Source organism: Clostridium sp. AM34-11AC (genome assembly GCF_003435375.1).
In the GTDB taxonomy this organism is placed as follows: domain Bacteria; phylum Bacillota; class Clostridia; order Lachnospirales; family Lachnospiraceae; genus Pilosibacter; species Pilosibacter fragilis.
In genome coordinates this window covers 56,278-68,252 of the sequence record NZ_QWGL01000004.1, presented here as the reverse complement: position 1 = coordinate 68,252, position 11,975 = coordinate 56,278, and the positions used below count along the sequence as shown (strand labels likewise).

Below are 11,975 nucleotides of genomic sequence, written 5' to 3'. Positions count from 1 at the left end.
GGAAATGGGAAGCTGCCTGTTTCCGGTATTTTTATGCCTGAATATGCTGAGATTTTTTGCGAAAAGAGGAGATCCGCTGTACTTTCTGTTTTCTTCCGCTTTGTTTTAAGAATTCGTAAGGGAAAAGAAATGGATTCCTTTGAGTGTATGCGGTAAGATAAGGATGTAAAAAGAAATAGTCCTGATACAGGTGAATTTCAGCTGCAAAGGGAAACAGAACATGAATGCCGCATGTCTGACGCAAATAAAATCGAGAGGTTATAAAAATTGATAAAGAGGGGGAAAGTATGAGAAAATATGGATTATATCTTCTGATCGCGGTGAGTCTCATGACTGGCTGCCAGAAAAAAGATACAGTGACGGTGGATACGGCAGCGGAGACGACACAGGAGAGCAGCGAGACAGGACTCAAGGCGGAAAGTGAGCCGGAAAGCACGGCGGAGAACTTGTCGGGCACAGATCAGAACGGGAATACGGACGTGGATGCCAGGGCGGACCGTCTCGCCCCAATCCCCATCGCGGTAAACGGGGAATATGACGGGGAATGGGATGACGCAGACCAGACTCCGATCATCACATCACGCTGTGACAAGGTTTATGTTCAGGGGGACGGATATGACGCACTGAAGCAGTCACTCACTTCCCTGAATAAAAAGCTGGTCAGCCAGAATAAAGAGGAGTATGCCTCCTATAAAAAAGAAGCTGAGGATATGCGGAACAATTACCCGGACAGGAAGCAGTCATATGTCTGCAATTATGAATTTAATCCGGTCCGCTTCGACCATACGGTCGTCAGTATGTACTGGCTGAAATATTATGATCTGGGAGGCGCGCATCCAAGCTCTGTGACGGAATACCACAATTTCGATACGCAGACAGGAAAAGAGCTGGAACTTTGCGATGTAGTAAAAGATCTTCCGGGATTCCGGAAATATGTGGAGGAGGAGCTTTCTGACCAGAAGGAGGAGAAGGAATTATTCGAAGATTATGAAATGACTGTGGACAGTCTGTTTGCGGGGACGGATGGATATGGGCCACTGGGATGGTGCATCACAAAAACAGGTGTGTGCATTCATTTTGATCAGTATGTTATCGCCTCATATGCGGCAGGAGCTGTTGAAGTGGAGGTTCCGTTTGCCGGAAATGAAGCGATGTTCCAGACAGACTATATAGGGAAAGCTTCAGAAGGCTGGGCAGAAAAGATCAGTCCATGGGAGACTGTGACGTATGAGCACGAGGAAAACGATACTTCTGTGAGTTATCATTTTGATGATGCCGCAGACGGGTATGACGCGAGAAATATCACGATCGAGCGGGAACAGGGCGGAAAGAAGGAAGAATTCACGATGGAACTCTATGGACAGCCTCAGGACGGCTGGATCGTCATGACAGATGACGGGCACCCATATCTCTACACGGAGATCCAGAGTGAGAATGACTGGAGGACCCTGGAAGTCTTTAACCTGAAGGGAGAAGAGATCTGCCATGTTGGTACATCGAATGACAGTCCTCATGGCGCCCTGTTAAATGATTCGGATGGATTTTACCTTACCCGCAGAGTGGATGCCCTGGGAACATATGACGCTTACCGGAAATTCCATGTGGGTGAGAGCGGGATGCCGGTGGCAGAGAATGATGTGTATACAAAAGTCAATGTCTGCGATTCAAAGGAGGATGAGGCGGCGCTGGTATCCACGAGGGAGCTTCCGGTGACAGTCTTCGACGCGGATGGCAGCGGGAAAGAGGAAAAGCTTCCTGCCGGAACAAAGTATTATGTCCGGGCAACGGATCTGGAAAGTTTTGTGGACATGGAGCTTTCCGATGGACGCAGATGCCGTCTGGCGGTGGGAAAGTCGGATAAAGGCTGGGGATTCGAGATCGACGGGGTGTATGAAGAGGATTGTTTTGAATTTATCCCGTATGCCGGATAAAAAGGATGTCTCCTGGTGGATTTCCACACCAAACGCGCTCACCTGCTGTGATCTGCATCTGTTCACGAACACGCATTCGGGAATGGACAGAATCCGGGAAAAACGTCGAAATGCATTGACAAAACATGTCCTCATGTTAAAATGGACTTATATGACGGTTTGTAGCTGCGAAAATACCGGGCAGTTACGATTATTAGAAAAAACAGGAGGGGGAACCAATGAAGTTTTTCATTGATACAGCCAATGTGGATGAGATCCGCAAAGCAAATGACATGGGAGTGATCTGTGGAGTTACAACAAATCCGTCACTGATCGCAAAAGAAGGAAAAGATTATGTTGAGACTTTAAAAGAGATCGCTTCTATCGTAGACGGACCGATCAGCGGTGAGGTAAAGGCAACAACAACTGACGCGGAGGGAATGATCGCGGAGGGCCGCGAGATCGCGAAGATCCATTCGAATATGGTCGTAAAGATCCCGATGACGGTGGAAGGCTTAAAGGCGACAAAAGTGCTTTCTTCCGAAGGCATCAAGGTGAATGTGACCCTGATCTTCTCCGCCAACCAGGCACTTCTTGCAGCCAGAGCAGGCGCAGCTTATGTGTCCCCGTTCGTAGGACGTCTCGATGATATCTCCCAGCCGGGTATCGATCTCATCGACACTGTTGCAGAGATCTTCGCTCTCCATGATATCGAGACAGAGATCATCGCGGCAAGCGTACGACACACCATGCATGTAACAGAGTGTGCACTTGCAGGCGCTGATATCGCGACGGTTCCGTATAAAGTAATCGAGCAGATGACACATCACCCGTTAACTGACCAGGGAATTGAGAAATTCCGTAAAGACTATGAAGCAGTTTTCGGCAAATAAAGAAAATTCATGAGGACGCCTTCGGGCGTCCTTTTTTTGTACGCTTTTCTGTGATAAAGAGGTAGTGGAAAGAACAGAAAACGCGAAAAATTGCGAAGGCGGAAACATTAAATAATACAAAATACATAAACAATACAAACAATAATAGACAACAATAAACAGCATACAAAGAGAAAGGTAACAAAACAAATGGAAACATCAGAAACAAAACAGAACAAGGCGGCATCTGTCGTTATCCAGACTGCGGTTATCCTGTTCGGTCTCACGGTCTACGCTGCGGGAGTCGTCCTCTTCATTCTGCCGTTGGACATGATCGCCGCGGGAACCACAGGACTTGGCCTTATGGCACAGCATTTCTTCGGGATCCCTCTTTCTGGCTTCGTGGCAGTCTTCAATATTATCATGTTCGGTCTCGGCTGGCTGGAGTTGGGGAAAAAATTTGCGGCGACGACCCTGCTTGCGACATTTTATTACCCGTTCATCCTTGACCGCCTGACCGCCCTGGCGGGAGACTTCGTATTCACAACGGATCCCATGCTCTGTGCCATCTTTGCTGGGATCATGATCGGATTCGCTCTGGGGTTCGTGATCCGCTCCGGTGCCTCCACCGGCGGCATGGACATCCCTCCGCTTGTCCTGCAGAAACGCTTTAAGTTCCCGGTATCTGTGTCCATGTACGTTTTCGATGTGGCGATCCTCTTATCCCAGCTTTTGTTCCGCGACCGGGAAAAGATCCTCTACGGGATTATCATGGTCATGGTCTACACCGTGATCTTGGACAAGATGCTCATGATGGGCAAAAAGCAGGTACAGGCGAAGATCATCAGCGAGAAATACGAGGAGATCAATATCGCAGTGCAGGAACAGCTTGACCGTGGAACCACATTATTCCAGATCGAGGGCGGGCACTTAAGAAAGACGTCCATGGCCGTCGTCACCGTAGTTTCCGGCAGGGAACTTCAGAAATTAAACCGCATCGTGATGGACATCGATCCGGAAGCATTCATGGTGGTTCACCAGGTCGGAGAAGTCCGCGGGCGGGGCTTTACTGAGATGAAACGTCATCTGGAAGCAGAAGGTTTAAAAAATTAACTGCATCACGAGACAGGCATTAGAAAAAAAGTTTCTTAAATTTTTCTGACGAAAAGGGATAAAAATGTTGCTAAGGCGGGGAAAAACTCCTTGAATTTTGCATCAAATCCGTTTATTATTACACTAGGCAGAAATTTGATTTTCGTCAATTTAAGGAATAATGGAGGACAGCAAAATGACAAAAACGTCGGCAATCAACAGAATTCATGAATTGCTTGATGACAACAGCTTTGTTGAGGTTGGTGCTTATATTACTGCCAGAAGCACTGATTACAACATGCAGTCTCAGGAAACCCCTGCAGATGGTGTTGTTACCGGTTATGGTACGATCAATGGCGCTCTCGTCTATGTGTACAGCCAGGACGCGTCCGTAATGGGCGGATCCATCGGCGAAATGCACGCAGAGAAGATCGAGAAGCTCTATAGTATGGCTATGAAAATGGGCGCACCCATTGTTGGTCTGGTTGACTGTGCAGGATTTAGACTCCAGGAAAGCATGGATGCCCTGGACGGCTTCGGCAAACTTTATGTCTGCCAGGCAATGGCATCCGGTGTGATCCCGCAGATCCAGGCTGTGTTTGGAAACTGCGGCGGCGGAATGGCTGTGGCATCTGAAATGGCTGATTTCACATTTATGGAACAGGACGCAAAAATGTTTGTGAATGCTCCGTTTGTAATCGCTGAGAACGATGCTGATAATTCCAGCGCTGAGTATCAGGCAAAAGAGACAGGAAACGTATGCGCGACTGGCTCCGAGAAAGAAATTTTCACAGAGATCAGAAACCTTGTTTCCATCCTTCCGGCTAACAACGAGGATGACATGTCTTACAGCGAATGTGAGGATGACTTAAACAGAATCTGCACAGATATCGAGAACTGCGCAGGCGATACATCCATCGCACTGTCCATGATCTCTGATGACAGCTTCTACATGGAAATGAAGAAGGACTACGCACCGGAGATGGTAACGGCATTTATCCGCTTAAACGGAGCTACCGTTGGCTGTGTTGCAAATCGTAGCGAAGTTTATACAGACGGCGAGAAGACTGCTACTTATGACGCAGCCCTTACCGCAGCAGGATGTGAGAAAGCAGCAGCATTTGTAAACTTCTGCAACGCTTTCGAGATCCCGGTACTTACACTCGTCAATGTAGATGGTTACAAGAACTGCAAATGCAACGAGAAGAAGATCGCGAAGGCGGCAGCACGCCTGACCTACGCATTCGCAAACGCTGACGTTCCGAAGGTAACTGTCGTTGTCGGCAAGGCAAACGGAACAGCAGGTCTTACCATGAACAGCAAGTCCATCGGTTCTGACATTGTATACGCATGGAAGAACGCGAAGATCGGTGTCATGGAAGCAGTACCGGCTGTGAAGATCATGTATGCTGACGAGATCACAAAGGCTGACAATGCGGCAGCCCTGATCAATGAAAAAGCAGCACAGTATAATGAGATGCAGGCAAGTGCACTTGCGGCAGCAAAGAGAGGATATGTAGACGATATCATCGAGGCTTCCGAGACAAGACAGCGTGTAGCTGCTGCATTTGAGATGCTGTTCACAAAAAGAGAGGATCGTCCGTCCAAAAAGCACGGAACGATCTAATATGAGGTGGCTGAAATATGAAACAGAGAATTAGAAGAATCTGGCTTGCACTCTGCATGGCAGTTTGTCTCTTCGCGCTTGCAGGATGCTCTGCAGCCGCTGACACCGCTGAAACAATCGATCCGCAGATCGAAATGGCGATGCAGTCCGGCTCCCAGCAGTACCTGGATCTGTTCAACCAGATGGATGATGCTTCCATCGAACAGGCCCTTGCAACAAGCGTAAAGAACAAAGATACTGTTATGGAGAATGCGTTAAAATCCTGGGATTCCATTAAGGATGACCTTGGCGCGTTCGTTTCCAGCGAGACAGCAGTCGTTACAAAAGGTGATGACGGCTATATCGCAAGAATGAACACCGTTTACGAGAAGAGAGCGATGGAATTCACTCTGATCGCGGACGAAGATCTCAGCAAAGTTGAGACAATTTCCTTCTCCCCGGTTTACACAACAGGCGAGAAGATGGCGAAAGCCGGAATGAATACCTTAATGGGTATGGGCGTTGTATTCGCAGTCCTGATCTTCATCAGCTGGCTGATCAGCATGTTCAAATACATCAGCGTATTTGAGGCGAAGATGAAAGCAAAGAAAAATGCGGCAGCGGCAGCACCTGTGGCAGCACCGGCAGCTCCGGCCCCTGCAGCAGCACCGGCTCCGACAGCAGCTCCGGCTGAGGAGGAGAACCTTACCGATGATACAGAACTCGTTTCCGTGATCACAGCAGCAATCGCAGCTTATGAGGGAAAAGAGACTGTTGACAACGGACTTGTAGTCCGCTCCATCAAACGTGTTTCTAACAGAAACTGGAATTAATATTATCAGGAGGAAATCACAATGAAAAATTATACAATCACAGTAAACGGTAATGTATATGAAGTAACAGTAGAAGAGGGCTTCACAGGCGCAGCTTCCGCACCGAAGGCAGCAGCACCGGCACCGAAGGCAGCACCGGCAGCAGCACCGAAGGCAGCTCCGGCACCGGCAGCAGCTCCGGCAGCTCCGGCTGGCGCAGCAGGCGCAGTAGCAGTTACAGCTCCGATGCCGGGTAAGATCCTTGGCGTTAAGGCATCTGCAGGTCAGGCTGTTAAGAGAGGTCAGGTCCTCCTGATCCTTGAAGCTATGAAGATGGAGAACGAGATCGTTGCTCCGCAGGACGGCACTGTTGCAACAATCAACGTTGCTGTTGGTGATTCCGTAGAGCCGGGTGCTACACTCGCTACATTAAACTAATTTTCTGCTGACTGCAGATTCCACATGGAGGGATTAACATGGAATACATTCAAAATACACTTTTGAATCTTCTTCAGCAGACAGCATTCCTGAACTTAAGCGTAGGAAACCTGATCATGATCTTAGTTGCGTGTATCTTCCTTTACCTTGCAATCGGTAAAGGGTTCGAGCCGCTTCTTCTTGTGCCGATTTCCTTTGGTATGCTGCTCGTAAATATCTATCCGGATATTATGCTGAGCATTGAAGATTCTTCCAACGGTGTTGGAGGACTTCTTCACTACTTCTATTTACTGGACGAGTGGAGTATTCTCCCGTCCCTGATCTTCATGGGTGTCGGCGCGATGACAGACTTCGGTCCGCTCATCGCTAACCCGAAGAGCTTCCTTTTAGGCGCTGCCGCTCAGTTCGGTATCTACGCCGCTTACTTTATGGCTATTTTCATGGGCTTCAACGACAAGGCAGCAGCTGCGATCTCCATCATCGGTGGTGCTGATGGCCCAACATCCATCTTCCTTGCAGGTAAGCTTGGACAGACTGAGTTCATGGGACCGATCGCCGTAGCAGCTTACTCCTACATGGCTCTCGTTCCGATCATTCAGCCGCCGATCATGAAACTCTTAACAACGGAAGAAGAGAGAAAGATCAAGATGGAACAGCTTCGTCCGGTATCCAAACTTGAGAAGATCCTCTTCCCGGTTATCGTTACGATCGTAGTTTGTATGATCCTTCCGACAACAGCTCCGCTCGTTGGTATGCTTATGGTTGGTAACCTCTTCCGTGAGTCCGGCGTTGTTAAACAGTTACAGGAGACAGCTTCCAACGCTCTTATGTACATCGTTGTAATCGTTCTCGGTCTTTCCGTTGGCGCTACAACAAGTGCTGAGAGATTCTTAAAAGTTACAACTATCAAGATCGTTATCCTTGGACTTATCGCGTTCGCGTTCGGTACAGCAGCCGGCGTTATCTTTGGTAAGCTCATGTGCAAGGTAACTGGTGGTAAGGTTAATCCGTTAATCGGTTCTGCCGGAGTATCCGCAGTTCCGATGGCAGCCCGTGTATCCCAGAAGGTTGGTTCTGAGGCAGATCCGACAAACTTCCTTCTTATGCACGCAATGGGACCGAACGTAGCCGGCGTTATCGGTACAGCAGTTGCTGCAGGTACCTTCATGGCTATCTTCGGAGTTTAATTGGAACCGAAACTTTTAATATAGGGAGGTCTGCCCGGGCAGATCTCCCGGTAGGAGGATAATAAAATGGCAGAAGTTCAGAAAAAGCCGGTTAAGATCGTTGAGACCGTTCTTCGTGATGCGCATCAGTCTCTCCTTGCAACAAGAATGACGACTGATCAGATGCTTCCGATCGTTGACAAAATGGATAAAGTTGGCTACCACGCAGTAGAATGCTGGGGCGGCGCTACTTTTGATGCCTGCCTGCGTTTCCTGAAGGAAGATCCGTGGGAGAGACTCAGAAAACTGAGAGCTGGATTCAAGAACACGAAGCTCCAGATGCTGTTCCGTGGTCAGAATATCCTTGGATACAATCATTATGCAGATGATGTGGTTGAGTACTTTGTACAGAAATCCATCGCAAATGGTATTGATATTATCCGTATTTTTGACTGCCTGAATGATATCAGAAACCTTGAGACTGCCGTTAAGGCAACAAAAAAGGAAGGCGGACATGCCCAGATCGCCCTTTGCTATACATTAGGCGATGCGTATACACTTGATTACTGGAAGAATATCGCTTCCGAGATCGAGAGCATGGGCGCTGATTCCCTCTGCATCAAGGATATGGCAGGTCTGTTAACTCCGTATGCGGCTACTGAGCTTGTTACGGCATTAAAACAGGGTACAAAGCTGCCGATCGACCTGCACACGCACTATACCTCCGGTGTTGCTTCCATGACATATTTAAAGGCTGTGGAAGCAGGCTGCGATATCATTGACTGCGCAATGTCTCCGCTGGCTCTCGGTACATCCCAGCCGGCAACTGAAGTTATGGTTGAGACATTCCGCGGCACCAAGTATGATACTGGCTATGACCAGAATCTGCTTGCAGAGATCACCGATTACTTCACACCGATCCGTGAGGAAGCTTTAAAGAGCGGCCTTCTGAACCCGAAGGTTCTCGGTGTAAACATCAAGACGCTCCAGTATCAGGTACCGGGCGGAATGCTTTCCAACCTTGTTTCCCAGTTAAAGGAAGCTGGTCAGGAAGACAAGTACCGCGCAGTGCTTGAGGAGATCCCGAGAGTAAGAAAAGACTTCGGTGAGCCGCCGCTTGTAACTCCGTCCTCCCAGATCGTTGGCACACAGGCTGTCATGAACGTTCTTGCCGGCGAGAGATATAAGATGGTTCCGAAGGAGTCCAAGAAGATCATGATGGGTGAATTTGGTAAGACGGTGAAACCGTTCAACAAAGAAGTCCAGAAGAAGATCATCGGTGACGCGACTCCGATCACCTGTCGTCCAGCAGATCTGATCGAGCCGCAGTTACCGAAATTCGAGAAGGAATGCGCACAGTGGAAGCAGCAGGATGAGGATGTATTATCCTATGCTCTGTTCCCGGCTGTAGCAAAAGACTTCTTCGAGTACCGTGAAGCCCAGCAGACGAAGGTTGACCAGAAGACTGCAGACAAAGCAAATAAAGCTTACCCGGTATAATTTTGCAGTAAATCTGAAGTGTAATTGACGAAAAAACATGAGGCCCGGCGTTTCCATGAGGAGATGCCGGGCTTTTGTGCTGTCATGCATTCGAAAGAAACTGGCGGTGGAAGCTTCTGCAGGTTATAGTTTCTTTTTTAAGTTTTTATTAAGAAAATGCGGCAATATTTGGAATTTGTGTGAAGTTTCTCCTGCGCGGTTGACAGAAAAGTGCCTTTATCATTATAATGGATATGATGTCGATTTTATGCAAAATTTCACGAAATCGGCAGTGGGAGAGAAGAAAAACATGACAAAGAGACAAAAAAGATTTCTGGCGCTGATGCTGGGGGCGGTCCTTTTGGGAGATTGTGCGGCTCACACCGGAACGATGATATCCGGGCTGTCTTCCGTATACGCGGCGACAGGCTCGGCGACAGTAAATGCCACGACTCTGAATGTGCGGAGTACACCGGGGACGACGGGATCTATCGTAAAAAAACTTGCCTACGGAGCTGCTGTGACAGTGGTTTCCGAGACAACGGGATCCGACGGGAAGATCTGGTATAAGATCCAGTTTTCCTCCAGTTCAGGGACACAGGGAGGCTATGTCCGTTCAGACTATATCAAATTCCCGGTATCCTACAGCTATGACGCGAACTTTGAGAGCTATTTAAACAGCCAGGGATTCCCGGAAAGCTACAAGACGTCTCTGCGGACCCTTCACACGGAACATCCGACCTGGGTCTTCCAGGCCCAGAAGACGGGGCTTAACTGGAGCGATGTGATGGAGGCGGAAGGAGCAGTCGGAACGAATCTGGTATCGAAGGCGAGCATTTCATCCTGGAAATCCACAGACTACGGCGCTTACGACTGGAATACAAGCACCTGGACCGGATTCGACGGTTCTTCCTGGGTGGCGGCATCCAAGGACATTGTCGCCTACTATATGGATCCGAGAAATTTCCTAAACGATACCTATGTATTCCAGTTTCTGCATCACGCCTTCGACAGCAATACCCAGACGAGAGCGGGACTTACGAGCCTGATCACGGGAACATTCCTGGAAAAGACGCCGGAGGAGACGACGGCAGCCCAGAGTATCCAGGAGACTTCGGGGTCCGGTACAGCGGCAGTCATAAACAGTAAAACGAATACTGAAGTTTCCGACTCCCTGCAGCAGGGGGAAAACTACGGACCGGGAATGAGTTCTGGAACGTCCGGCGGAAGTCCTTCTGGAAGCGGCAACATAAGCTCCGGCAGCGGAAATCAGGGTGTGAGCCTTGAGGGGCCGGGCTCTACGGTGAGCTCCACGATCAGCCAGAGAAAGATGTATACAACGACACTCCCGGAGGTAGAGTATGGTCCGGGAATGGACGCGTCTGCCATCACCGATGACAATACCGGCGCGTCAAACACTTCACCGGTACCGACGGGACAGACTTATGTGGATATTATTATGAAGGCGGCGGCCCAGACTGGCGTCAACCCGTATGTCCTTGGCGCTATGATCCTTCAGGAGCAGGGGACAGGTAAATCTGGAAGTATTTCGGGAAAGACCTCAGGTTATGAAGGTTACTATAATTTCTTTAATATCGGCGCTTTCGCCTCCGGCTCCATGTCAGCCATCACGAGAGGTCTCTGGTACGCGTCCCAGTCGGGAAGCTACGGAAGACCGTGGAATTCTATCGAGAAGTCCATCATCGGCGGCGCGACCTACTACAGTGAGAATTTCCTGAAAAATGGACAGGATACCTTCTATTTAAAGAAGTTTAATGTGCAGGGCAGCAGCCCTTACAAACATCAGTATATGACAAACGTGGAAGGCGCGGCCGGAGAGGGCGCGAAGCTCGCGAGGGCCTATACGGATGAGATGAAGAAACAGGCGCTCGTGTTCAAGATCCCGGTATTCAACAATATGCCGGAAACTGCCTGCGCAAAGCCGACCGTAACGGGAAGCCCGAACAACAAGCTGTCAGGAATCACCATCGACGGATATTCCCTGACACCAACCTTCAATAAAGATACGGAGAAGTATGATCTCGTTGTGGACTCTTCTGTTTCCTCTGTAAATATCCGTGCAACGGCAATCGACTCCAAGGCAGCAGTCAGTGGAGCAGGATCGATCAGTCTCGGAAGCGGAACGACGATCGTGAAGATTCAGGTGAAGGCGGAGAACGGTGATGTCCGCACATACCAGGTTTCCATTGCGAAAGGAAACGGAAACGGCAGCACCACCGTAGTTTCCCCGTCGACAGGAAGCTCCACAGGTTCTTCGACCTCGGGCTCTACGACGACCGGATCTACAGTAGGACCTGGCGGATCGACCGGAACATCGAACAGCGGAAGCAGTTCCGGAACCACCGGCCCTGGAAGCACAAATTCCGGATCACAGAGCTCTTATCCGGAAGGCGCATCCGGGTCTGGAAAGCTAGTGACGTCATCGACGGGAACGAGTGGTTCTTATCCGGAGGGCGCGACCGGCAGCGGAAAACTTGTGATCGGCAACTGATATGGGAATATCTGGTCATAAGAAGATCCATTTCTGGAAAGACTATGCTTAGAAGTACAGGCGGAAATTATGGAAACAAGATAATGCC

General features: G+C 49.2%; 9 protein-coding genes. All 9 read left to right on the top strand.

Annotation, left to right across the window (positions count from 1 at the left end; all coding sequences use genetic code 11):
* Positions 1–287: 287 nt before the first annotated feature.
* The 9 genes from DW826_RS04730 to DW826_RS04685 all read left to right on the top strand — a co-directional run bounded on the left by DW826_RS04730 (position 288) and on the right by DW826_RS04685 (position 11,887).
* Positions 288–1,931: a DUF3298 and DUF4163 domain-containing protein gene (locus DW826_RS04730; protein WP_117552188.1), complete on the top strand. Its 1,644-nt coding sequence runs from the start codon at positions 288–290 to the stop codon at positions 1,929–1,931.
* Between the two features lie 218 nt (positions 1,932–2,149).
* Positions 2,150–2,803, top strand: coding sequence for a fructose-6-phosphate aldolase (gene fsa, locus DW826_RS04720; protein WP_117552186.1), 654 nt, complete (start codon positions 2,150–2,152; stop codon positions 2,801–2,803).
* A 189-nt stretch (positions 2,804–2,992) separates the two neighbouring features.
* The gene (locus tag DW826_RS04715; RefSeq protein ID WP_117552185.1) at positions 2,993–3,895 is read left to right on the top strand and encodes a YitT family protein; all 903 of its coding nucleotides are present in this window, start codon (positions 2,993–2,995) and stop codon (positions 3,893–3,895) included.
* 175 nt (positions 3,896–4,070) lie between these two features.
* A complete protein-coding gene (locus DW826_RS04710) occupies positions 4,071–5,501 on the top strand; it encodes a carboxyl transferase domain-containing protein (protein WP_242994043.1) in 1,431 nt (476 codons plus the stop codon).
* Positions 5,502–5,518: 17 nt separating this feature from the next.
* Complete coding sequence (locus DW826_RS04705; protein WP_015554845.1) at positions 5,519–6,313, top strand: OadG family transporter subunit; 795 nt, start codon at positions 5,519–5,521, stop codon at positions 6,311–6,313.
* 21 nt (positions 6,314–6,334) lie between these two features.
* Entirely contained in the window at positions 6,335–6,730 is a 396-nt protein-coding gene (locus DW826_RS04700; RefSeq protein ID WP_015554844.1) for a biotin/lipoyl-containing protein, read from the top strand.
* 38 nt (positions 6,731–6,768) lie between these two features.
* Positions 6,769–7,917, top strand: a complete 1,149-nt coding sequence (locus tag DW826_RS04695; protein ID WP_015554843.1) for a sodium ion-translocating decarboxylase subunit beta — start codon at positions 6,769–6,771, stop codon at positions 7,915–7,917.
* Between the two features lie 66 nt (positions 7,918–7,983).
* Positions 7,984–9,396: an oxaloacetate decarboxylase subunit alpha gene (locus tag DW826_RS04690; RefSeq protein WP_117469840.1), complete on the top strand. Its 1,413-nt coding sequence runs from the start codon at positions 7,984–7,986 to the stop codon at positions 9,394–9,396.
* A gap of 289 nt (positions 9,397–9,685) precedes the next feature.
* Complete coding sequence (locus DW826_RS04685) at positions 9,686–11,887, top strand: SH3 domain-containing protein (RefSeq protein WP_181967993.1); 2,202 nt, start codon at positions 9,686–9,688, stop codon at positions 11,885–11,887.
* Positions 11,888–11,975 lie beyond the last annotated feature (88 nt).